Source organism: Stenotrophomonas sp. CCNWLW162, from assembly GCF_037203745.1.
Lineage (GTDB): Bacteria > Pseudomonadota > Gammaproteobacteria > Xanthomonadales > Xanthomonadaceae > Stenotrophomonas > Stenotrophomonas maltophilia_AQ.
In genome coordinates, this window is sequence record NZ_JBBCBL010000002.1 from 142,946 (window position 1) to 166,687 (window position 23,742).

General features: G+C 65.9%; 20 protein-coding genes. 11 read left to right on the forward strand and 9 right to left on the reverse strand.

The features are described 5' to 3' along the window. Positions 1 to 75: 75 nt before the first annotated feature. Positions 76 to 678, reverse strand: coding sequence for a ribosome biogenesis GTP-binding protein YihA/YsxC (gene yihA, locus V9K93_RS05685; protein ID WP_041864681.1), 603 nt, complete (start codon positions 676 to 678; stop codon positions 76 to 78). Between the two features lie 155 nt (positions 679 to 833). Here yihA and V9K93_RS05690 point away from each other — a divergent pair, with 155 nt between their 5' ends. The 4 genes from V9K93_RS05690 (at position 834) to V9K93_RS05705 (ending at position 4,116) form a co-directional block, all read left to right on the forward strand. Then, the gene (locus V9K93_RS05690; protein WP_136638981.1) at positions 834 to 1,634 is read left to right on the forward strand and encodes a c-type cytochrome; all 801 of its coding nucleotides are present in this window, start codon (positions 834 to 836) and stop codon (positions 1,632 to 1,634) included. Positions 1,635 to 1,740: 106 nt separating this feature from the next. After that, positions 1,741 to 2,391: a thiol:disulfide interchange protein DsbA/DsbL gene (locus V9K93_RS05695; protein ID WP_337302190.1), complete on the forward strand. Its 651-nt coding sequence runs from the start codon at positions 1,741 to 1,743 to the stop codon at positions 2,389 to 2,391. Between the two features lie 106 nt (positions 2,392 to 2,497). Further along, positions 2,498 to 3,325, forward strand: a complete 828-nt coding sequence (locus tag V9K93_RS05700) for a thiol:disulfide interchange protein DsbA/DsbL (protein ID WP_136638980.1) — start codon at positions 2,498 to 2,500, stop codon at positions 3,323 to 3,325. A 53-nt stretch (positions 3,326 to 3,378) separates the two neighbouring features. After that, complete coding sequence (locus V9K93_RS05705) at positions 3,379 to 4,116, forward strand: endonuclease/exonuclease/phosphatase family protein (RefSeq protein ID WP_211195202.1); 738 nt, start codon at positions 3,379 to 3,381, stop codon at positions 4,114 to 4,116. A 218-nt stretch (positions 4,117 to 4,334) separates the two neighbouring features. Here V9K93_RS05705 and V9K93_RS05710 read toward each other — a convergent pair whose 3' ends face one another. Next, complete coding sequence (locus V9K93_RS05710; protein ID WP_295379886.1) at positions 4,335 to 5,210, reverse strand: EamA family transporter; 876 nt, start codon at positions 5,208 to 5,210, stop codon at positions 4,335 to 4,337. Positions 5,211 to 5,282: 72 nt separating this feature from the next. On the opposite strand from V9K93_RS05710, the gene V9K93_RS05715 reads away from it, so the two are divergent. From V9K93_RS05715 to fhuE, 3 genes are all read left to right on the forward strand, one after another. After that, complete coding sequence (locus V9K93_RS05715; protein WP_295379923.1) at positions 5,283 to 5,765, forward strand: Lrp/AsnC family transcriptional regulator; 483 nt, start codon at positions 5,283 to 5,285, stop codon at positions 5,763 to 5,765. Positions 5,766 to 5,842: 77 nt separating this feature from the next. Beyond that, entirely contained in the window at positions 5,843 to 6,394 is a 552-nt protein-coding gene (locus V9K93_RS05720) for a M23 family metallopeptidase (protein WP_295379888.1), read from the forward strand. A gap of 179 nt (positions 6,395 to 6,573) precedes the next feature. Further along, the gene (gene fhuE / locus V9K93_RS05725; protein WP_337302191.1) at positions 6,574 to 8,706 is read left to right on the forward strand and encodes a ferric-rhodotorulic acid/ferric-coprogen receptor FhuE; all 2,133 of its coding nucleotides are present in this window, start codon (positions 6,574 to 6,576) and stop codon (positions 8,704 to 8,706) included. Positions 8,707 to 8,837: 131 nt separating this feature from the next. Here the strand turns inward: fhuE and V9K93_RS05730 are convergent, their stop codons facing one another. Further along, positions 8,838 to 11,699 (reverse strand): TonB-dependent receptor plug domain-containing protein, encoded by a 2,862-nt coding sequence (locus V9K93_RS05730; protein WP_337302192.1) that lies wholly within the window; start codon positions 11,697 to 11,699, stop codon positions 8,838 to 8,840. Positions 11,700 to 11,800: 101 nt separating this feature from the next. On the opposite strand from V9K93_RS05730, the gene V9K93_RS05735 reads away from it, so the two are divergent. Continuing rightward, positions 11,801 to 12,403, forward strand: a complete 603-nt coding sequence (locus V9K93_RS05735; protein ID WP_337302193.1) for a hypothetical protein — start codon at positions 11,801 to 11,803, stop codon at positions 12,401 to 12,403. Positions 12,404 to 12,412: 9 nt separating this feature from the next. Here V9K93_RS05735 and V9K93_RS05740 read toward each other — a convergent pair whose 3' ends face one another. Then, positions 12,413 to 12,820, reverse strand: coding sequence for an ExbD/TolR family protein (locus V9K93_RS05740; RefSeq protein ID WP_337302194.1), 408 nt, complete (start codon positions 12,818 to 12,820; stop codon positions 12,413 to 12,415). A gap of 151 nt (positions 12,821 to 12,971) precedes the next feature. On the opposite strand from V9K93_RS05740, the gene V9K93_RS05745 reads away from it, so the two are divergent. Then, positions 12,972 to 14,957: a transglycosylase SLT domain-containing protein gene (locus V9K93_RS05745; RefSeq protein ID WP_337302195.1), complete on the forward strand. Its 1,986-nt coding sequence runs from the start codon at positions 12,972 to 12,974 to the stop codon at positions 14,955 to 14,957. Positions 14,958 to 15,110: 153 nt separating this feature from the next. Continuing rightward, the gene (locus V9K93_RS05750) at positions 15,111 to 16,331 is read left to right on the forward strand and encodes a multifunctional CCA addition/repair protein (RefSeq protein ID WP_337302196.1); all 1,221 of its coding nucleotides are present in this window, start codon (positions 15,111 to 15,113) and stop codon (positions 16,329 to 16,331) included. A gap of 241 nt (positions 16,332 to 16,572) precedes the next feature. Here the strand turns inward: V9K93_RS05750 and V9K93_RS05755 are convergent, their stop codons facing one another. The 4 genes from V9K93_RS05755 to V9K93_RS05770 form a co-directional block, all read right to left on the reverse strand. Next, positions 16,573 to 17,577 (reverse strand): RHS repeat-associated core domain-containing protein, encoded by a 1,005-nt coding sequence (locus V9K93_RS05755; protein WP_337302197.1) that lies wholly within the window; start codon positions 17,575 to 17,577, stop codon positions 16,573 to 16,575. 115 nt (positions 17,578 to 17,692) lie between these two features. Beyond that, on the reverse strand, positions 17,693 to 18,127 hold the full coding sequence (locus tag V9K93_RS05760) for an SseB family protein (RefSeq protein WP_136638968.1): 435 nt from the start codon (positions 18,125 to 18,127) through the stop codon (positions 17,693 to 17,695). Positions 18,128 to 18,176: 49 nt separating this feature from the next. Then, positions 18,177 to 18,512: a hypothetical protein gene (locus V9K93_RS05765; protein ID WP_337302198.1), complete on the reverse strand. Its 336-nt coding sequence runs from the start codon at positions 18,510 to 18,512 to the stop codon at positions 18,177 to 18,179. 3 nt (positions 18,513 to 18,515) lie between these two features. Next, entirely contained in the window at positions 18,516 to 19,553 is a 1,038-nt protein-coding gene (locus tag V9K93_RS05770; RefSeq protein ID WP_337302199.1) for a S41 family peptidase, read from the reverse strand. 417 nt (positions 19,554 to 19,970) lie between these two features. Here V9K93_RS05770 and V9K93_RS05775 point away from each other — a divergent pair, with 417 nt between their 5' ends. Then, positions 19,971 to 20,402, forward strand: coding sequence for a hypothetical protein (locus V9K93_RS05775; RefSeq protein WP_337302200.1), 432 nt, complete (start codon positions 19,971 to 19,973; stop codon positions 20,400 to 20,402). Positions 20,403 to 20,507: 105 nt separating this feature from the next. On the opposite strand, the gene V9K93_RS05780 is transcribed toward V9K93_RS05775, so the two are convergent. After that, the gene (locus tag V9K93_RS05780; protein WP_337302201.1) at positions 20,508 to 23,534 is read right to left on the reverse strand and encodes an autotransporter family protein; all 3,027 of its coding nucleotides are present in this window, start codon (positions 23,532 to 23,534) and stop codon (positions 20,508 to 20,510) included. Positions 23,535 to 23,742 lie beyond the last annotated feature (208 nt).

Sequence of the window (23,742 nt, forward strand, 5' to 3'; positions counted from 1 at the left end):
GCGCTGCGCGCGGCAGCCGAGCATGGGCTCGGCTCTACAGGAATGCCGCCGGGCGTCGCCCGGCGCACCTTGTTCTTATTCCAGCCCCAGCCAGCCGCCGATGATGCCGCGGGCTTCGTCCACACCGGTGCGGGCGGCGCCGGAGAACACCTGCACGCTGACCGTATCCCCGAAGGAGGAGTGCAGTTCCTTGCGCACCTTCTGCAGGGTCTGCATCTGCTGGCTGCGGCTCAGCTTGTCGGCCTTGGTCAGCAACGCATGCGCCGGCAGGCCACGCTGCACGGCATAGGCCAGCATCTGCCGGTCGTAGTCCTTCAGCGGGTGGCGGATATCCATCACCACCACCAGCCCCCTCAGCGCATTGCGGGTGCGGAAGTAGCGGTCGATGAAGGCCTGCCAGTGCGCCTGCAGGTCCAGCGGCACCTTGGCGTAGCCGTAACCGGGCAGATCGACCAGATGGGCTTCCGGGGTCACCTGGAAGAACACCAGCTGCTGGGTGCGGCCGGGGGTCTTGGAGACCCGGGCCAGGCTGTTCTGGCGGGTCAATGCGTTGAGAGCACTGGACTTGCCGGCGTTGGAGCGGCCCGCAAAGGCCACTTCGGCCCCCTCATCGGGCGGCAGCTGCCCCATGTTGTGGGCAGAGAGGTGGTATTGAGCGCGTTCGATGAGCAATGACATGTGCATAGGATCGCATGTTGCGGCACCGCGCGCCCGGCCCAGGGCCCTCTGCCGGGAAAATGCTGCACTGCTGCGTTGACCGTGCGCGGAAACGGCGTTGATAATCCGGGCGATGCCGTGGCTGCCGCCCGGCCCGGTCCATACGGAGCTTTAGCATGCGCCACGCTCGCGTTCTTGCCGTATCCGCCCTTGCCACTGCCGTAGTCGTTGCCGCCGCTGCGTTCGCGCAGACCACGTTGACCCCGCTGCCCGACAACGGGCCGATCAACACCGCCTCGCTGGAGGTGGATTTCAGCAAGACCCACTGGGGCGATGCCAAGGCAGGCCAGACCAAGGCCTCGGCCTGCGCGGCCTGCCATGGCGCCGACGGCAACTCCACGGTGGAGATGTACCCGTCCATCGCCGGCCAGAGCGAACGCTACGTGGCCCAGCAGATGGCCCTGATCGCCAACGGCCAGCGCAGTTCCGGTGCGGCGGTGGCGATGGTGCCGTTCGTGCAGAACCTCACCCCGCAGGACATGCGCGATATCGGCGCGTTCTTCGCCACGCAGAAAGCCACCGCCGGCATCGCCGACGACACGGCGGTCACCGAAGGCCCCTACAAGGGCATGAAGTTCTATGAGATCGGCCAGCAGCTGTACCGCGGCGGCGACGCCAAGCGTGGCCTGCCGGCCTGCATGGCCTGCCACGGCCCCAGCGGCGCCGGCAATCCGGGCCCGGCCTACCCGCATATCGGTGGTCAGCACGCCAGCTACGTCGCGCGGCGCCTGCAGGAATACCAGGCCGGGCAGACCCACGAGACCGACAAGGCGCACTTCCAGATCATGGCTGCGGTCGCGCAGAAGCTGAGCGAGCAGGAGGTGCAGGCGCTGTCGAGCTACCTGCAGGGCCTGCACAACAAGGCCGATGACGTGGCTGCCGCGCCTGTGCCGGCACAACCGGCCGCCGCCCCCTGACCACCATTGGTCGGCCCGGGCCGCCACCACGGCCCGCGCCTGCGGTATGTTTCCTTCACGCCGGCGACTGCGCCGGCGTTGCTTTTTTCAACGGAGATGCGTGTCGATGAGGTTGATTTCCCGCCTGCTGTTGCCCCTGCTGGTCCTGCTGCCGCTGGCTGCCAGCGCCGCCACCCCTGCCAACGCGCCGCTGGTGGAAGGCAAAGACTACGAACGCATCGCCCAGCCGGGCCCGTTCCAGCCGCTGGCCGGCAAGATCGAGGTGGTCGAAGTCTTTGGCTACACCTGCCCACACTGCGCCCATTTCGAGCCGCAGCTGGAAGCCTGGGCGGCCAAGCTGCCGGCCGACGTGCGCTTCACCCCGGTCCCGGCCGCATTCGGTGGCGCCTGGGATGCCTGGGCGCTGGCCTACTACGCCGCCGACCAGGTAGGCGTGGCCAAGCGCAGCCACGCGGCCGTGTTCAAGGCCCTGCATCAGGATGGCTCGCTGCCGATGCAGAACGTCTCGGCCGATGAGCTCGCCAACTTCTACAAGGCCTATGGCGTGACCCCGGACCGCTACATCCAGGCCCTGCGCAGCGATGCGGTGCAGAAGAAGGTCGACGCGGCCCGCGCCTTCGCCCAGCGCACCAAGATTCCGGGCACCCCGGCGATCATCATCAACGGCCAGTACCTGGTGCGTGGCAACAGTTTCGACGACCAGCTGCGCATCGCCTCGGCGCTGATCGCCCAGGCCCGCGCCGCCCGCGGCCGCTGAACCAATACACACCATCGACACGGCGCTGTCGCCGCCGCATGTCATCATTTCCCTCTGGCCGGCACTGGTTGCCGGCCCCACCTATCCAGATGCTGGAGACGTTTCCATGAAGATCCGTTACGCCCTCGCACTCGCAGCGCTGCTGCCGATCCTGGCCGCCTGCAAGGCCGACGATGGCAGCACCAACACCACCGCCGCCCCGGCTGAGCCGACCGCCGCTCCGGCCACCACCGAGCCGGCAGCACCGGCCGCTGGCAGCGAAGGCGCCGCCCCGGCCGCTGAAGGCGACAAGGCCCCGGCTGAAGCCGCACCGGCCGCGGCACCGGCCCCGACCACCGCCGCACTGACCGGCCCGGCCCCGGTGGAAGGCGCCGACTACCAGGTGATCCCGAACGGCCAGCCGTTCCAGCCGGCCGCCGGCAAGATCGAAGTGACCGAGATCTTCGGCTATGTCTGCCCGGCCTGCGCAGCATTCCAGCCGCTGGTCGGCCCGTGGAAGGCCGGCCTGCCGAGCGATGTGAACTTCGTCTACGTGCCGGCCATGTTCGGCGGCACCTGGGATGACTACGCCCGTGCCTTCTACGCCGCGCAGACCCTGGGCGTGCAGGAAAAGACCCACGAGGCGCTGTACGCCGCCATCCACTCGCAGAAGACCCTGAAGGGCGAGCGCGGCCGTGACTCGGTGGACGACATCGCCAAGTTCTACGGCGCCTATGGCGTGGATCCGAAGCAGTTCGCCGCCACCATGGGCAGCTTCGCGGTGAATGCCAAGACCAACTCGGCCAAGCAGTTCGCCCAGCGCAGCCAGATCAGCGGCACCCCGTCGATCATCGTCAACGGCAAGTACCTGGTGAAGGGCAAGAGCTTCCCGGACATGCTGCGCATCGCCGACCACCTGATCGCCCGCGAGCGCGGTGCGGCCCAGGCTCACTGATCCAAGAGAAGCTGTTCCCGGCCGTGACTTCCCCCCACACACGGACCCTGCGCTTGCTGACGGCCAACATCCAGGCCGGCTCAAGTACCCGCCGCTACAGTGACTATGTGACCCGCAGCTGGTCACATGCACTGCCGGCGGGTCGCAAGCGCAGCAGTCTTGACGCGATCGCCACCTTGGCACGCGAACACGACATCGTCGGCCTGCAGGAGGCCGACCCGGGCAGCCTGCGCTCGGGCTTCACCAACCAGACCCACTACCTGGCCCAGCGCGCCGGCTTCAACTACTGGAGCCACCAGCCGAACCGGCGCATGGGCGGGGTCGCTTCCAGCGCCAATGGCCTGCTGAGCAAACTGGAACCGGTGGAAGTACAGGACCACGCCCTGCCCGGCCGCATCGGCGGGCGCGGCGTACTGCTGGCCAAGTTCGGGGATGGCGAGGACGGCCTGGCGGTGGCGGTGGCCCATCTGTCGCTGGGGGCGGGTTCGCGGATGTCGCAGCTGGGCTTCATCGCCGAGCTGCTGTCCGACCACCCCAACGCCGTACTGATGGGCGACTTCAACTGCCTGGCCGAACGCCCGGAAATGCAGGTGCTGTACCAGAAGACCCGGCTGCAGCCACCCGGCTGCATCGTGCCGACCTTCCCCAGCTGGCGCCCCGACCGCGCCATCGACCACATCCTGGTCAGCAGCGGCCTGCAGACCCGCAGCGTGGAAGCCGTACCGGCGGCGTTCTCCGATCACCTCGCGCTGGCGATGGCGATCGACGTACCGGCCAACGCCCTGCGCTGAGCGCTTCCGCTGCGCTCGCCGGGCATGGCCCGGCGCTACCGCCCCTGGTAGGGGCCAACCTTGGTTGGCACGCCGCTCTGGTGGGTGCGGACCACTGCCCTGGTGGGTGCCAACCTTGGTTGGCACGCTGCCCTGGTGGGTGCCAACCTTGGTTGGCACGCTGCCCTGGTGGGTGAGGACCGTTGGTCCGCACGCTCTCCGCCGGTCACGGCCCGGCGCTACCCCGCCTGCACCACCGGCACCTTCAGCCGTCGTGCCGTCATCGTGCTGCCCACCGAGGCCAGCACCGTGCAGCCGATGGCTAGCCACTGCAGTCCATGCAGGTGCTCGTGCAGCAGCAGCATCGCCCACAGAGCGGCCACCGCTGGCTCCATGCTGATCAGGATGCCGAAGGTCTCCTTCGGCAGGCGTTTGAGCGCCATCATCTCCAGCGACATCGGGATCGCGCTGGACACCAGCGCCACCAGCAGGCCAGCGGCCAGGATCCTCGGATCGAGCAGCGCGGCGCCGGCATGCACCACGCCCACCGGCACCACCACCAGCGACGCGGCCAGCAGGCCCAGCGACACCGAATGCCCGGCATGCAGGTGACCGGCACGCTTGCCGAACACGATGTACAGGCCCCAGCACGCCGCCGCACCCATGGCATACAGCACGCCGGCCGGATCCAGCGCCGGGCCGCCACCGATCGGCAACAGCAACAGCAGCCCCACCGCCGCGCAGCCCACCCACAGGAAGTCGATCGGTCGTCGTGATGACAGCATCGCTACTGTCAGCGGGCCGGTGAACTCGATGGCCACCGCGATGCCGAAGGGGATCGTGCGCAGGGCCATGTAGAACAGCAGGTTCATCAGGCCCAGGGTGAGCCCGTAGCGCAGGATGGTGATCGCATCCACGCGGCTGGTCTTCCAGCGCCACGGCCGCCAGAACAGCAGCAGCAACAGCGCCGAGAAGCCCACCCGCAATGCGCTGGTGCCCTGCGCGCCGATCAGCGGGAACAGGTGTTTGGCGTAGGACGTGCCGATGGCCAGCGAGGTGACCGAACCGAGCACTGCCAGCGCCGGCAACATCGGCGCGAATCGTGAAGTCTGCATGCGCAAAGTCTATTGCGCCGGCGCCGAGCACTTGGCTCAATTGACAGCCCGTTCGTGCAATTTCTGCTCACCATGGCCATCGCCCCCGTGCTCGACAGTTTCGACCGCACCATCCTCGACCTGCTGCAGCGGGACAACACCCTGCCGCAGCGCGAGATCGCCGAGGCCGTGCACCTGTCCACTCCTGCGGTGCAGCGCCGGATCAAGCGCCTCCAGGACAGTGGCGTGATCGCGGCCAATGTGGCCGTGGTTGCCGCGGCCAAGGTGGGGCGGCCGCTGACCATCATTGTCGAGGTGCGCGTGGTCAGCGAGCAACGCGAACGCGTGGCGCCGTTCAAGCGCCGCGTGCAGGACGACCCGGCCGTGCAGCAGTGCTATTCAATTACCGGTGACGGCGATTTCCTGCTGCTGCTTTCGGCGGCGTCGATGGAGGAGTACGAGACGATCACCGAGCGGTTGTTCGGTGGCGATGACAACATCGAGCGCTTCCGCACCTCGGTGGCACTGGGCACGTTGAAGCGGAGTTTCGAAGTGCCGCTGCTGCCAGTTCCATAGCGTCGAGCCATGCACGACTGCCTTACTACCGCAAAGCAACAGCCGTCGAGCATGGCTCGACGCTACAGCCGGAGACCATGAGCACATTCCCCTCTCCTGCCCACCGCCTGCGCCGCTGGCTGCTGCGCGGCCTGTGGCTGGGCATTGCCATCGTTGCCGCGATGATGCTTTGGAACAGCCCATGGGCGGCCGCGCCGAAAATGCTGTGGGCACTATCGCGGATGCCGCCGGCCACCGAACTGCCGGTGCCGGTGGAGGGTGTACGCCCCCGGCAGATTGCCGACACCTTCGGCGCGCCGCGAGGCCGTGACCGCTCCCACGCCGGCATCGACATCTTCGCCAAGCGCGGCACGCCGGTGCGCAGCGTCACTGCCGGCGTCATCGCGGATGTCAGCGAACGCGGGCTCGGCGGCCGCCAGGTCTGGGTGATCGGGCCCGGGCGCGAGCGCTACTACTACGCGCATCTGGAAGGCTGGGCCGAGGGCCTGGCGCGCGGCCAGGTGGTCCAGCCCGGCGACCTGCTCGGCCACGTCGGCGACAGCGGCAACGCCAAGGGCACGCCGCCGCACCTGCACTGGGGCATCTACGGCGCCGACGGTGCACGCGATCCACTGCCACTGCTGCGCTGACCCATTTTGTACCGTCAAGCATGCCCGACTGCCTTCATCGTTCATGGTTTGTAAATGGGAATAGTTCGTATTACCATTTCTTTCGTTTCCGGTGGTGCCAGGACGGCCTGCCCGCCCTTCCCCTACCCGTAAGCCCTCCTGGATGCCGGCCGAACGCGCGTGCTCGTCCAGGATTTCCCATGACCCGTCCCGCCTTCCGTACCCTGCAGCCGCAGCGGCTGTCCATTGCCGTGTTCGCTGTTCTCTGCACCGTGGCCCCGGCCGCCTTTGCCGACACCGCCGCCGACCCGACCACGCTGGACAAGGTGGTGGTCAAGGGCGAGCGTGCCGAAGGCTATTCGGTACGCCGCACCTCGGCCGGCACCCGCTTCGACCTGGCACCGCGCGAGATCCCGCAGTCGGTCAGCATCATCAGCCACCAGCGCATCGAAGATCAGAAGCTGGACGACATCATCGACGTGCTGGCCAACACCACCGGCGTGACCAGCACCCAGTCCGACAGCGAGCGCACCGAGTTCTACGCGCGCGGCTTCTACATCGATGCCTACCAGTTCGACGGCCTGCCGACGCAGATGGTGCAGAACTGGAGCTACGGCGATTCCGGCCTGGACCTGGCCCTTTATGACCGCGTGGAAGTCGTGCGCGGCGCCACCGGCCTGCTCAGCGGCGCCGGCAATCCATCCGCATCGGTGAACCTGATCCGCAAGCACGCCGACAGCGCCGAGCTGACCGGCAGTGTCTCGGTGAACGTGGGCAGCTGGGGCCGCACCCGCACCACCGTGGACGTGGGCAGTGCGCTGAATGCCAGTGGCACGGTGCGTGGCCGCGTGATCGGCAGCTACCTGGATACCGATGGCCAGATGGACCGCTACAACCAGCGCAAGACACTGGGCTATGCGGTGATCGACGCCGACCTGACCCCGGCCACGCAGCTCAGCGTGGGCTACGACTATCAGCAGAAGCGTGCCAACGGCGCAACCTGGGGCGGCTTCCCGATGTGGTACACCGACGGTAGCCCGACCAACTACCCGACCTCGTTCAATCCGTCGCCGGACTGGACCTACTGGGACACCACCAGCAAGCGTGCGTTCGCCACCCTGCAGCATGCCTTCAGCAATGGCTGGAAGTTCAAGATCGGTGCCACCCACGATCGCACCAAGGCCGACGACAAGCTGTTCTATCCGTCCTACACCGCGTTCGACAAGAATACCGGTGCTGGCGTCACACCGATGGCCGGTTTCTACAACACCGAGCGCAAGGTCGATGGCATCGATGGCTACATCGACGGACCGTTCCAGCTGTTCGGACGCGAACACCAGTTCATGGCCGGCCTGAGCTACAACAAGCGCGAGTTCGCCAACTATGGTGACTTCCAGATGGGCGGTCCCAATTGGAAACCGTTCGACAGCTATCTCAACTGGACCGGCAACATCGCCCAGCCGAACTGGAATCCGCTGGCGCTCGCCAGCCAGGGCACCATCACCCAGAAGGCCGGCTACGCGGCCGCACGCCTGTCCCTGGCCGATCCGCTGAAGCTGATCCTCGGTGCGCGTTACACCAACTGGAAGAGCGAAGGCGAGAACGACGACCGCGAGCACAAGGTGACCACCCCGTATGCCGGCCTGGTGTATGACATCAACGACACCTACTCGGCCTACGCCAGCTACACCGAGATCTTCCAGCCGCAGACCGCACGCGACCGCAACGACCGCTACCTCGATCCGGTTGATGGCAAGAGCTACGAGGTGGGTGTCAAGGGTGCCTGGTTCGACAACCGCCTGAACGCTTCGCTGGCGGTGTTCCGTATCGAACAGGACAACGTGGCCCAGGCCACCAGCGAACCGATCATCGGCCGTCCAGGCGAGTTCGCATCGATCGCTGCACGCGGCACCGTCAGCCGCGGCTTCGAGTTCGAAGTGAACGGCGAACTGGCACCGGGCTGGAATGCCACCTTCGGTGCTTCGCGCTATGTGGCCAAGGACATCAACGACGCCGACATCAACACCAACCTGCCGCAGACCGCACTGAAGCTGTTCACCAGCTACACCCCGCAGTCGCTGCAGGCACTGACCGTCGGCGGCGGCGCCAACTGGCAGAACCGCATCTACTACGCTGCGCCGGTGGTGGGCCGTTTCGAACAGGAAGGCTACGCGCTGGTGAGTGCCTTCTTGCGCTACCGCATCTCGCCGGAGTTCAGCGTGCAGGCCAACCTCAACAACCTGCTGGACAAGAAGTACTACTCGCAGATCACCGGTTACGGTGCGTACGGCGATGGCCGCAACGGCTCGCTGACGTTTACCTGGGCGTTCTGATCAGCTGCGGGGCACAACCGCCCCGCTCCTGTAGAGCCGAGCCCATGCCCGGATCAGAGAATCAGCCGAGCGTGGGCTCGGCTCCACACTAGCAAGGCAGCGCCGGAACTGACCGGCGCTGCCACGTCACATCAGAAGCGCAAATCCGCGCGCAGGTACCAGTAACGGCCACGCGGGATGTCATAGGTCGAAGCGTCGTAGCCGTTCAACGAGCACGACAGGCAGATCGGCGGATCCTTGTCGAACACGTTGTTCAGGCCAGCGGTCAGCTGCAGCCCCTTCATCCAGTCGATCTTGTAGCCCACCTGCATGTCGTGGAAGGTGGTGGCCGAGAGCGCATTGGTACCGGCGGCCTGGTTGCTGCACACCGGGAACGCAGCGGCATCTCCACAATTCTCGGTCAGCTCGGAGATGTGGCGCACCGTCCAGTTGGCGCTCCAGCGGTCCAGTGTCCAGCCGATGCTGGCATTGCTGGTCCATTCCGGAATCGAGCTGTCGGCCACTTCCACGCCCGGCTTCTGCGGCTGCTTCTGGCCAGCCGCGCCGGTAGCCTCATAGCGGCCGACGAAGGTGTTCTTCCAGCCCAGCTTGAACTGGCCGATGGAGGACTGTGGCAACGTCCAGAACAGGTCCACGTCCCAGCCATCTGTCTTGATCGAGCCGAGGTTGGTCAGGCGATTGTTGAAGCTGCTGACCGCACCGGTGCTGGCCCGGGTAATGCCATCACAGTAGACCGGGTCGAGCGTCTCCACGCACAGGTCCAGCTGGGTCTGCGCGTTGATCGCTTGGATCGCGCCGTCGATGGCGTGGCGGTAGAAGGTCACTTCCACGTCGAAGCGTTCCGACCACGAGGTGTTGTTGCCGAACCACGGGCTCCAGACGAAGCCGGCACTGAAGCTGCGCGAACGCTCCGGGTCCAGCTCGCGGTTGCCGCCGGTGGTCACCGAGATCTGCGAGTTGGCCTGCTGGAAGCCGGCCGGCACGCCCAGCGCAGCGCAGTTGGCCGCACTGCCGCGCGGCGGCGTACCGCCCAGGCCCACCGAGCAGGGATCGAACAGCTGCAGGTCGGCACGCGCCGCCGAGCCATACAGTTCGCCGATCGACGGCGCTCGGAAGCCTTCCGCATAGGTCGTGCGCAGCACGAAGTCATCGGTCACCTGCCAGCGCAGGCCGTACTTGGGCGTGAACTCGCCGCCGAAAGTCGAGTAATCCGAGTAGCGACCGGCCAGGCTCAGGTCCAGCTTCTTGCCGAACGAGGAGTCGGCGAAGATCGGCACGCTCAGCTCCAGGTAGGCCTCGTTGACGTCGTACGAACCCGAGGTCGGCTGCGATGGCACACCGTTGTAATGGCCAGCCACGGTCAACGGATCCGGCTGGTACGACCCCTCGTACTTGCGGTACTCGAAACCGGTGGCGAACGAGACCGGACCGGCCGGCAGCGAGAACAGTTCGCTGGACAGGTTGGCGGTGAACAGGCTCAGTTCGTTCTGGCTGCGGTCGCGCACCACCGGCTGGATCCACTTCAGCATGTCCGGCGTGATCGAGCCGACGCCGCCGAAGATGTTCAGCGGCACACACCCCGGCGTCGCCGCACAGATTGCAGGATCGCCCAGCGCCATGTTGACGTTGTAGATGTTGTAGCTGCCGTAGTTGGTCTGCTCGGCCTTGTTCTTGCTGTACATGCCGTTGACGTCCCAGTACCAGCTGCGATCAGCGGCATGGAAGTCACCGACCAGGCCGGTGGCGAAGTAGGTGGTATCCACCTTCTGCTCGAACACGCGCGCGCCGCCTTCCACCGGGCGGCGGCCGATCAGGCTCATGTTGCCGCCGGACACCAGATCGAAGCCGAACGGGTTGTACGGGTTCAAGCGCGACACCACGATGTTGTCGGCCAGCGGGTTGCCTGTGGCGCCATCGGGGCCGAAGAACAGCGGCTCCGGCCCGGCCTGGTTGGTCGACTCGCGGCGGTTGCCCAGTGCCTTGACGTACCACTGCACGTTGTCGGTGATGTCAAAGCGGAACTGACCGAACAGGCCTTTGCGCTCCGACGGCGTCAGCACCATGTTGTACTCGGCGAAGTTGAAGCGGTCGGCGCTGGTGAAGCAGTGGTAGTCATCACTGCGGTTGCAGCCGGCACTGCCGTCGTAACGCGGGTTGCCTACGCCGGTATTGGGCACGATGTCCTGCTCGGCACCGGTGTTGGGATCGACGAAGGCGAAGCGGCCCTGCGGAATGCCGCCGCTGCCGAAGGCCAAGCCAGTGCCGGGAATCGGGAAGCGCGACTGCTCGCGATCCTTGGCGAACACCGGATCCTGCTTGGTCCAGCTGGCGCCCAGGAACAGGCTGTAGCGGTCACCGCTCTTGCCCCAGGCCAGATCCACGCCCTTCTGCGTGCCGTCGCCCTTGCTGTACTCACCGTAGTTCAGTGTCACCTGCCCGCCGTCGAAATCGCGGCGGGTGATGATGTTGACCACGCCCGCAATGGCGTCGGAGCCATACAGCGACGACGCACCATCTTCGAGCACTTCAATGCGTTCGACGATGGCCAGCGGAATGGTGTTGAGGTCGGTGGCCGAGCCCACGCCGGACGCGGACGACTCATTGACCCAGCGGATGCCATCGACCAGCACCAGCACGCGCTTGGCACCCAGATGGCGCAGATCGACCTGCGCCGAGCCGGCGCCTACACCGCTGCCATCGGGGGGAAAGCCGAAGTTGCCGGACGAGTTGAACTTGGCATTGAGCGCCGAACCGGACCCGGTGAGCTGCTGCAGCACCTCGCCGATCGAGGTCAGGCCGGTGCGTTCGATGTCGCCGCGGGTCAGGGTCTGGATCGGTACCTGGCCTTCCACTTCAGCGCGCTTGATGCGGGTACCGGTCACTTCCACCGCATCGAGGTTGGTGGTGGATTGTGCAGCGGCACCCAGCGGTGCCAGGGCCGTCACGCACAGCGCAACGGCAACCGCCAACGGGCGGTGATGCAGGTGAATCATTCGCTCTCTCTCCAAAGGAATGTCGGGACATTGGCTGCCGCGCTCCCCCCTGCATGGCGGCAGCGTCTCCTTTGTAAACAAGTGGTAAAAGTCGCGGCGTGATGATCGACACTCTTTCACACGGAATTGACGCAAATAACGGGGGATTGCGTCATATAGCTACAGGCTATGACCGGACGATACTGTTCACAGCAGGCAGCCTTGATGCCGGCTGCGACAGCGCGCGCCGGGAACTGCCGCATTCATGGAAAAGGTCTTTGCCGGACCGTTTCAGGAATAGTTTGAAATTCCTTCATTCAGAAGGCACCGCTAATCGACCCAGCGCAGACTCGCACCTCCAGCCATTCGCGGGAGAGTCGATCATGAAAGCAGTGAGTGCGGTGCTGGGGGTCACGACGGTGATGACGCTGCTTCTTTCCCCAGCGGGCGAACCGAGAGCAGGCGGCCTGATCGAGTGCAACAACTGCCCTTCTCCCACCGATGCGGCCTTGGCCTCGGGAGAGGGATTGACGGTTGTGGTGGATTTCGAGAGAGCCGAGTTGACTGCTTTCGACGTCGAACATGACCCTGGGACCCGAAGGTGGCGAGCACATCCAACCCCGGTTCCAGCGCAGATTGAAATGGCTTTTCTGCGGATCCTGGATGCGACGCTGTCAGCAGGGCAAGCACCGCTCATGCAGCAATCACCGCATGAGCGGCAGTGAGACAACGCCCTATCGCACGAAGGCGATACGTTCCATGCCGGTGGCCTCGGCGGCGGCCAGGATCCGGGCCATGCCTTCGTACTCGGCCGACGGATCGGTGGCGATGCGCAGCTCCGGCAGGTTGCCGGCATGCTCGCCGGCCTGTGCCTGCAGACGCGCCTGCAGATCGCCGATGGTCATCGGCTGGCCATCCCAGCTCAGCTGGTTCGCCGCATCCAAGCGCAGTTCGATCGGCGGTGGCGGTTCGGGACGGTCGACCACGCGATCGGTGGCCTGTGGCAACTGCACGGCAATCGCCCGGGCCACGATCGGCGCGGTCACGATGAAGATGATCAACAGCACCAGCATCACATCCACCAGTGGCGTGACATTGATGTCCGCCAGCGGGCCGCTTCTTCCTGCGCTACTGAACGCCATGTGCCGCTCCCTGCAGCCGGGCCGTTCGCCCAAGGTCGACAGTACGGCTCCCGCAGCCCTGCGGGGCAGTGCCCGCCGCTGTGACATTCAGCTGCCGTTGCCGGCCAAGGACGTGCACGCAATGCGAAACTGAATTCAGCCTCTGCCCGCTATGCTGATCGCCATGACCCGACGCTCTTCGACCGCCCTGTCCCTGCTGCCCTTGGCCACCACGCTGCTGATCGGCTGCGCCAATGCCCAGTCCCTCGATGCCCAGAACGCGCAGCTGAAGGCCGCGATCGCGGCCGCCGAACGCGGCCAGTTCGATCCCGGCCAAGCCGCCGCACTCAGCCGCCATCCAGCATACGGCTGGCTGGAGTACGCCAACCTGCGCCGCAACATCGACACCGTCGATACCGCGCAGGCACAGGCCTTCCTCAAGCGCTATGACGGCCAGGCAGTGGCCAACACCTTCCGCAGTGTGTGGCTGCCCTCGGTCGCACGCCGCCAGGATTGGCCGACCCTGCTGGCCAACTGGGCGCCCACCGACAACGCAGGCCTGCGCTGCGCGCAGCTGACCGCACGCCAGGTGACCGGCAAGGTCGATCCACAGTGGATCAGTGAAGCGCAGGACCTGTGGCGCAAGAACGGCAAGTCGCTGCCGGACGGCTGTGATGCCGTTTTCGCCGTGCTGCAGGCACAGGGTGGTCTGAGCGACGCCCTGCGCTGGGAACGCATCGATGCCGCCGCCGACGCCCAGCAGCCGGCCGTGATGCGCAGCGCCGCACGTGGCCTGCCTGCCACCGACCTGACACTGGCCAACAACTACGCCGCCTTTGTCGATAAGCCCAATACCAGCGCGTTGAACTGGCCGCGCAACGAGCGCAGCCGGCGCATCGCCACCGATGGCCTGGCCAAGCTGGCCAAGGCCGATCCCGGCGCCACCGAACAGCAGCTGCCGCAGTACGCCCAGGCCCTCGGCCTGAGTGCCGACCAGCAGGGCCAGGTGCTGTACCAGATTGCGCTGTGGACGGTGGCCTCCTACCTGCCCGATTCGGCGCGCCGCCTCAACGCGGTGCCCGAATCGGCGTATGACGAACGGCTGCACGAATGGCGCGTGCGCGAAGCGATGTCGCGCGGTGACTGGCCGGCGGCGCTGACCGCGATCCGCAAGATGGCCAGCAAGCAGCGCAGCGACCCGCGTTGGCGCTATTTCGAAGGCCGCATGCTGGAGAAGACCGGCCAGGCCCAGCAGGCGCAGCCGCTGTTCCGCGAGGCCGCGCGTGCACCGACCTTCCATGGTTTCCTCGCCGCCGACAAACTGCAGCAGGGCTACACGCTGTGCCCGTGGAAGCCGAACGACAGCGCACAGGCACAGGCGGTGATCGCGCGCGACCCGGCCATCCAGCGCGCGATGGCGCTGTACCAGATCGATCGCGCTGGCTGGGCCGTGGCCGAATGGAACAGCGCACTGTCGCGCTTCGATGACACCCAGCGCCGCCTCGCCGTTCGCGTGGCGCAGGACAACGGCTGGTTCGACCGCGCCGTGTTCGCGCTCGGCAAGCAGCCGCAGGAACAGCGCCTGTACGACCTGCGCTTCCCGCTGCACCACGACGCCACCATCCGCCGCGAATCGGCGCGCAATGCGATCGATCCGGCCTGGGTGGCCGCCGAGATCCGCGCCGAGAGCACCTTCACCCCGCGCGCGCGCTCGCCTGCCAACGCCATGGGCCTGATGCAGGTGCTGCCGGCCACCGGTGCCGGCGTAGCCAAGTCGATCGGCCTGACCGGCTACGGCGGCGCCGACAGCCTGTACGATCCGGACACCAACATCGCCATCGGCACCGCCTACCTGCGCCAGCTGATGAACAAGTACGACGGCCTGCCGTACGTGACCATCGCCGCGTACAACGCCGGCCCGACCCCGACCGCACGCTGGCAGGGCCAGCGCCCGGGCTTTGATCCGGACCTGTGGATCGAGACCATCAGCTACAAGGAAACCCGCGAGTACGTCGCGCGCGTGCTGGCCTTCAGCGTGATCTACGACTGGCGCCTCAACGGCGATGCGCTGCCGCTGAGCGACCGCCTGATGGGCCGCCTGGTGGACAAGCGCAAGAGCTTCAGTTGCGCCGCCAACGCGGACCAGGGCGGGGATTGATCGCGAGCCGATGCCGGAGCGCCGGGTACGGCCTGGCGCTTGCCCCTGTGGAGCCGAACCCACGCTCGGCTGCCGCTCTGTCCGGTCGCGCTACCAGCTGATCAGCCGAGCATAGGCTCGGCTCTACAGGTCGGGCATGCCATCATGCCCCCCATGAAGATCTATCTTGTCGGCGGCGCCGTACGCGACCGCCTGCTGCAGCGCCCGGCCGGCGACCGTGACTGGGTCGTCGTCGGCGCCACGCCCACGCAGATGGAAGCGCAGGGCTTTACTGCGGTGGGCCGCGATTTCCCGGTGTTCCTGCACCCGAAGACCGGCGAGGAGTACGCGCTGGCTCGCACCGAGCGCAAATCCGGCCGTGGCTATCGCGGCTTCGTGGTCGATGCCGATCCGGCGGTCACCCTTGAAGAAGACCTGCAGCGCCGCGACTTCACCATCAACGCGATTGCCTGCGATGAGGAGACCGGCTCACTGGTCGATCCTTACGGCGGCCTACGCGATATCGAACAGCGTGTGCTGCGGCACGTCGGTCCGGCCTTTGTCGAAGACCCGCTGCGCGTGCTGCGCGCGGCGCGCTTCATGGCGCGCTTCGCGCCGCTGGGCTTCACCATCGCCGAAGAGACCATGGCACTGATGCGCGAGGTCGCCGCCAGTGGCGAGCTGGACGCGCTGGTGCCGGAACGCGTCTGGCAGGAACTGCGCAAGGCGCTGGTCAGTGAACGGCCCTCCGCCTTCCTGCACACGCTGCACGATGCGCAGGCGCTGGGCCCGATCCTGCCCGAGCTGGAAGCGCTGTATGGCGTACCGCAGCGTGCCGAATTCCACCCGGAAGTCGACACCGGCATCCACCAGGAAATGGTCAGCGACATGGCCGCGAAACTGGCGCCGGGTGATGACCTGGTCGGCTTCGCTGCCCTCACCCACGACCTCGGCAAGGGCTTGACCCCGCCGGAGGAATGGCCGCGCCACATCATGCACGAGCAGCGCGGCATCAAGCCGTTGAAGGAACTGTGTGCACGGCTGAAGGTTCCCACCGAACACCAGCAGCTGGCCGAGGCCGTCTGCCGTGAGCACTTGAACGTGCACCGCATCGACGAGCTGCGCGATGCCACCGTGCTGGAACTGCTGGGCCGCTGCGATGCGCTGCGCCGGCCAGAACGCGTGGCGCGCATCGCACTGTGCTGCGAGGCCGACAAACGCGGCCGGCTCGGTTTCGACGATGCCGACTACCCACAGGGCGAAACGCTCAAGCGCCTGCACCAGGCGGCGCTGTCAGTGCAGGCACGCGATCTGGATACCACGCATCTGAAGGGCCCGGCCATCGGTGAAGCACTGGCCAAGGCGCGGGTGAAAGCCATCGCCGCCGCCCGCTGAAGCACCGGGTAGTGCCGGTCGCTGGCCGGCACCTTCACATCTCCCGTCTATCGACGGCGCTTGCGCGAAAAATGGTCGACAGCATGAGCACCCAACAAGATGGGTTGCATCAAGAGGAACAGCCATCCACCCAACCGGAGCGTCTCCACCGGATTGAACCGGGTGATGAAGAATGCGACCAGTATGAATACGACTAGAAGCCCAAGCTCGTACACAAGGAGAGATCGATTAAAAAATCTCATCACTTCAACCTGTCCTCAGCGATTTTCTGTCCAGTTCCAACTGCGGCATCAGCACCGCGTTGGCCCGCATTAGACAATGCACCCTGTACCGCCCCTTGCTTTGCTCCAATTGCGCCGGCGCTCGCAGTCGCCTCTGCAATATGTGCACCGATGCCAGCAGGTGAACTCACTGGCGCCTTCATCATATTACTCACTGCCCCTTGAGTAGACGCCTGCGAAAAGTCACCAGCGAGTTTTCCAATTCCGCTGCCCGCCAAACTGCCAACACTCCCGCCGACAGCCGATAAGCCCAGTTGAGCGCTTGTCACTGGTGTTCCTTCGATTGCGCCCTGTGCAGCCGTACCCGCAACACCAGTCGCGGCACCCACCGTCGCTTGAATTGCTACGACCTGACCGATCGAAATCGTCCCTCTCGCCAGGGCTCCAACCACCAGGCCGCCGGTACCACCAGTTACAACTCCAGCAACGCCGGCAATTGCCAGCTCTGTCTTGTTGATTGGCTTTCCGGGATTCATGTACTTCTGAATCCCATAGTCCACCGCCATGCCACCGGCGCCTCCAAACAGGGCTGGGCAGATTGGACAACGGCCATCAGGATCTTTGAATGTGTAGGGTGAGTTGAATCCATATGCATAGGCATTGAAATGTCTCCCATCACCATTCCCGTACATTGTGACTGGATCCACTGACAAGAAACGCCCCAAGCCTGGATCGTAATAGCGCTGCTGCATGTAGCTCAGCCCAGTCGCCGAATCACTCACGTGCCCGGCGTAACCCACTCCATCTTCAATACCAGTTCCAATCTGCGCTCCGTACGGCTCATAGCTATAGCGCTTTGCCACCCGGCCAGTCTCATCTGACTCGGCAACTACTGACCCCAGAGCATCAGTATGAATATATGTAACTGTTTCCGCTTTGGATTCAAAAGCATAGATTACAGAGAAAACAGCGAAAACTAGACCAACACCTATCGACCGCATAGCTACTCTCTCCTTGAGCAGCATATTCGCTCTTAAGCTCTTCACCAATGCTCTTGCTCTTACATTCCCAAATCGAATGGCATATCAATGCCTAGCAGCAAGGAACGAAGAGGACGGTTCGATTTCTATGCCATCAATCTCAATGCGCCATGCCACGTGTGATCGCCGCCGCACGCTGCTTCAGCTGGGCCACGGCATCGGGAATCATCTCCATGCCCACATCCAGGCCCGGGTTCAGCACCAGGCCGACGCCGTCGCCGATACCGGCCAGCAGCGCGTGCACCGCGATCGGCATGGCATGGGCAAACTGCGGCAGCTGCTCGTGCCACAGGCCGGCGCGCTCGGGGGCGGTGAACACCGCGAACATCGCCTCGCCGTTCTCGCTGGTCAGCACCAGCGGCGAAATGCTTTCATCCCAGGCACCGTCTTCGCCGATGGCTTTGTCCAGCAGCACGAACGCCGTCGAAGTCAGCAGGCCATCGAGGAACTGTGCTGCGGTCAGCGTGCCGTCCTGGGCCTGCAGAAGGCGCACCTCGAGGTCGTTGAGGGGTTCGAACGGGGTGTCGTGGTCCATGGTCGGTTCCGGTACGTGATTGCAGGACAGACTTTAACAGCCCCGGCCCTCAACCGATGAATCCGTGCCGCCACAGCCAGCCCAGCAGGGCCAGCCCGGTTACCACCACCAGCATCAGCGGCAGGCCGAAGCGATGCCGCCACGGGATCGGCACCCCGCCCAGCTGCTGGTCCAGGGTGTCGGTGTCCAGCAGCCAACCGTGCCCGCAGCGGGTGCAGGCCAGCTCGTAACGGCGCTGGTAGGTGAAGCCGAACAGCAGGTCGATGCGCGCCATCCTGTAGCGCAACTGCGGGGCGAACTCGGTTTCCGTCTGGCAGCGCAGGCAGTGATGCGCTTCGGTGGGGCCGACGATCACCACCCGTTCCTGTTGGCCGATCAGGATCATGGGTCAGCGGCCCTGGCAGGCGGGTTGGGCCAGCAGCCATTGCTGGGCGGCGGCCAAAGTGGCGGCATCACCCTCGATGCGCTGGTCGGGCTCGATCTTCAACCCATCGCCACGATCATTGCGGTCGCGCATCACGCTGGTGGTCAGCAGCAGGCGACTGCCATCGGCAAGCGTGTGCACGACATTGCCGGTGGAGACACCCGCGGTCGGCTGGCCGAAACTCCGCGCCTGCGGGCGGCCACGCCACGCCAGCACCGAAGCCTCGCCCGAGCTGCCGGTGCGGGTCCCGAACAGCACCGCCACCGGCGCGCCAGGCTGCCGCAGCACATAACCGGACTGGCCGAAATCCAGCAATGGCTTGCCTGCCAGCTGCACAGCGGTCGCCGTCAACGTCCAGCGCTGCGGCCCGTGCGCGGTTTCGAACGAGCCCACGTCCTCGTTGTTCACCACCGAGGTGCGCAGCAGCGGGGCCATGCCCAGCAGCATCGGCCACATGGCGCCACCGCCGTTGTCCCGCAGGTCGACGATCCAGCCACAGCGCGCGCCGTCGTCCTTGCTGCGGATGACCTGCTGCCAGCGCGCGGCACGCTGGATGTCCTGGCGGAATTTTTCCTGCGGCGTCGCGCCGGGCGTGGAGGCATAGCCCTCGATGACCACCCAGCCGATGCGCGCATCCACCGCATCAGCGGCCCTGGCCCGGTCCACGGCGGCGGCACCGGCCTGCTGCGCACGCGCGAGGGATTCGCGCTGGCGCTGGGTCGTTGTCCACGCACCATGGTGGCCGGTGCTGAGCGCAATGGCTTCGCGCAGAACGGCCAGCCGTTGCGCGGGGTCGCCCTGCGCCGATTGCAGGCGTACGCGGGTGGCGGGCCAGTCCACCCGATCGCGATACAGCGCCTGGCGTTCAAGCAGGGCGAGGATCTCGGCCTGGGCCTCCGGCGAGGGTATCTCGACCGCGCTTGGCGTATCGGCCATGGCGCGGGTCGCCAGCAACACGAGCATCAGCGCGCCGATGCGACGCACTCCCTTGCGAACCTGCATGCGACGTTTCCTTGTCGTTGGGTCAGGCGCGCAGGATAGCTCGCGGGTGATGGTTTCCACCATGCGCGAACTGTCGTATCTGGCCCGGTCGCGGGTTGCAGCAAGACAGCGTGCACGCGATCAGCAAATTGCAACTTTGCCCATGTCATCGCCACGTAGAGCGCGAGAAGGTTACCTCCGTCGGCGCCTCCTGCGCTGGCCGGGATTGGCGTCCTGAATGAAGCTACCTGAAGTCGGGCTTGCGACCATGTCGCGGGCTCGAATACTGCACCGTCCGTCGTTCTGCGGCGGGCGGTGCGTGGGGATCCTTCCGATCCGCCGGCTTCGTTTCCTTTGGGTAGCTTCACCGGCACGCCAACCCGCACCGCCCGCCACCTTGCATTCCTGCAGGTGGCCCAGCCTTGTGAGGTTGCTGCCATGACCACGCTCTACCCCACCTACCCACGTCTGCATGTACTGCTCGGCGCAGCATTGCCCGGCCTGCAGCTGTCCACTACCGCCGCCGAAGCATTGGAAGATGCGCTCGCCGAAGTCTACGAACAGGCGCCGCCATCGGCATTCTTCGCGCGGTTGCGTGGTATCGCACACAGCCACGCGGCCGATGGGCAGTCGTGGCGCGAGCGGCAACTCAGCGAGGCGCGTGGTCGGGAACTGGCCGAGGCCACGCGCTGTCTGGCGGCGTTGTCTGCGTGTGGGGGTGTGTTGCTGGCCGCACAGTCGGCACGCGAGATGGATGATGCGGCGGCGCAGTGCCCGCCGCAGGTGGAGGAAGGGTTGCTGCATGCGGTGGTGGTGCTGGCCGATCATGCGGGTGGATTGGTGGCGCCGGGTGCAGGCGCGGGAGCGTGACGTCGTTGGATTCGTGTCGACCAAGGTCGACACCTACCAGAGCGGATCGTGGCCGTGACGGGATGAGTGCCGACCTAGGTCGGCACCTACCCAGGCCCGCGCTTGTCACCAATCCGCGCGCAGGCCGATGTTGCCTTCGATGATGCGGCGCTTCTCGTTGCGGTCGCCCCCCAGCTCGCGCGTGTAGTCGGCCACGGCATAGGCGCTGATGGTGCGGTTGAAGCGCCCGACCACACCCACGCCGGCTTCCAGTGCACGCGAGCGCTGCGAATTGATGATCATGTCGTCGTCGAAGCCGATGCGATCTTCGCCGGAACGACCATGCCAGTAATTGAGCTTGAAATACGGCTGCCAGCCGTTGTCGGCCAGCTGGTAGTCGCCGGCAAGGCGCAGTCCGATGCGGCCAGTCCAGGCATTGTCATTGTCGAAGCGCACGCTCGACACTTCATCGCGGCGATCGTCCAGCGAAGTGCGCTGCCAGATCACCTGCACCTGCGGCTCCAGCCACCATGCGGATTGCCCGAAGTGCAGCAGCGGCTTTCCGGCTTCCACCGACACGCTGGTACCGTCACCGCTCACGCCGAAGCCAAGCCCGCGCGAGGAACGCACGCGGCCGTCGTAACGGCTCTGCATCGCCACCGCATCGATGTAGCCGCCGCTGCTGTCGGTGAATGTCCAGTACAGGCCGACGTGCTTGTCATCCAAACGGCTCTGGCCCACCTGCACGTTTTCCCAGCCCAGTGCCAGGCCGGTGGTCTTGCCCTGCGCACGGGTACGTCCGACAAACACGCCAATCTGGTTGCGATGGTTGTCGTTGGCCACGGCCCACACATCCAGACCGGCCTGCAGGCCCATCACGTCGCCGTCGAAGCCCGGCTGCGCATCGCCCTTCCAGTGGATCTCGCTGCTCTGCCCGACCAACCGGCCCCATGCGGTACGCAGCGCACCCTGGTTGTACAGCAGGCGCTGCTCGCCCTGGCGCTCGTGGAAGGTACCCAGGCTGGCCAGCGAAGCCTCACGCAGCAACGGAGGCACCACCGCATAGGTGGCGGTCTCCACGCGGTACAGCGGCACCACCGCGCCTTCGGCGGGACGCGCACCCGGTGTCGGCGGCGCGCCGGTACCGGGCAATGCACCGCCGGCCACCGGCACGTCAGGCACCGCTGGATCGCTGGGTGGGGCCACCGGCGCGGGTTCTGGAGGCGGCGGTGGCGGTGCGGTCTCGCCCGCGGTCAGGTCCGGATCAGTGGCGCCTTCGGGCGGCGGTGGCGGCGCTGGGGTGATCGGCGGAGGTGGCGCCACCGGCGGCGTCACGGGCGGCGGTGTCGCGCTGCCGCCGCCGTTGGGTGCCGGCGTCGGCCCGCTGACCAACGTGGAGCGCAGATACCAGTTCTCGCCGGTGCCGGCACTGACGCCGCCCTTGAACAGGAAGTACTCGTAGGCACCCGCAGACACCGGCGCGAACAAGGAGAATGCGCCTGCTGCGGTGCTGCCACCATTCAAGGCCTGTACCACCAGAATGCCGTCTGCCAGCGTCGCCGCTCCGCCGCCGCCGGCGTTGAGAATGCCGATGCCGGTAGTGCCGGTTGCGGTGCCGCCATCGATCACCAGTCGGTCGCTGGTGGAATTGTCCGCGCCCAGCACGGTGCGCAGGTACAGGCCACCGCCGTCACCGCGATAGTTGCCGCGGACAGTGAACACATCCCCGGCGCCGCTACCGGTCAGGTCGATGCGCCCTGCATTGACCATCTCCACCAATGCACCACTGTTGAACGGACGGATGGCATGGCCGCCACTGCCTGCGTAGACCGTGCTGGTGTCATCCACGGTGAGCGAACCGGTGCCGCTGGCACTGTCGCCCAGCACCAGATCGCCGTCGAAGTTCAGCTCGGTGCTGTTGGCCAGGCTGATCGCTTCCCAGTTCTGGAAGCGCCCCACGCCTGCGGTCTTTACGTTGTTGAAGCTGAGCCTGTCGTCGCCTGCGCCACCGTCGAACAGCGGCACCGCGCCCATGTTGGCCTGGTTGAGGTTACTGAGGTTGGCTACATCGTTGTCCGGGCCCATGTCGATCGCGCCGTAGACGATGCCGCCGCCATTCCAGTTGAACGTGTCATTGCCGGTACTGAGCAGCACCTGGCCACGCACGGTGCCATCGGTGGTGGTCACGCTGTCATTGCCGCCGCTGACGCTGATATTGCCGCCGATGTAGGCCGTACCCGAGATGATGATGGTATCGGTGTCGAAGCCGGTGACCACGTTGCCCTCCACCGTGCCGCCGGACTGGTCCCACAGGTTCTTGTCCAGCTTCATGTTGACCCGGCCGATGCGGCCACCGGTCATCCAGGCCTGATCGCCATCCTCGAACGCGCCGACGATGCGGCCGCCACTCATGCGGAAGGTATCGATGTTGTCACCCTGCTGCAGGGCCCCGACGGTGCCGCCGGTCATGACGAAATCGTCGCGGCCGCTGCCCTGCGTCACCAGGCCAGTAACGGTGCCACCGTTGATCGTCATCTGATCATCACCGGCGCCCTGGTCGACACTGTCGATCGTTCCGTCGTTGAGCAGCAACACGTCGTTGCCATCCCCTTGCAGGACGCCGCCGGTAATGCTGCCGGCCTGCATCTCGAGGCGATCGTTGCCGGCACCGAACTGCACGCCAGTGCGGCCACTGATCGTTCCGCGGTTGACCAGAACGCTGTCACCAGTGCCGACGAACTGCAGGGCCACGTTGTTGCCCGTGCTGATGCTGCCGCTGTTCTCGACGCGGCTACCGCCACCAAGTTGGACGGCTACACCCCCCGTCGAACTGATCGCCCCCAGATTGGACAGCAGGTGACCACCTGCACCGACGAGCGAAATCGCACTTCCGCCGCCGCTCTGTTGCAGCTGTGCGGCATTGGCGACGTTGACGATGATGCCGGCCGCGCCACTGGCGGTGATGGGAACGGTCTGTGGATTCGGCGCATTGGCATCGCAGGTGACTGTCTGGCCGGCGGTCGGTGCCGAGTTGTTGCAGCCGGCCCAGGCGCCGCTGGCGGTCATCAGCATGACGGACGGGACGGCCAGGGCCTGCAGCACGGAAACGGTGAGGCGGCGCGGACGGAATGCGCGCGGGACGGCATGGGTCATACAGCACTCCTGGACAGGGGATCAGGAACTGCGGACATGCGGTACTGCGCAGGCAGTCTGCCGTGTGGTGAACGGTTCCGATAGGTGAAATTACGTGCCAGCCATCACAGTTCAGATGCGAACTTGATCGGGCATCACCTCACCTCTACCTGGCTGAAACTGTTCATCATGGCGGCGGGAGCGAGCCAGGCGGAGAGCATCCACGCGT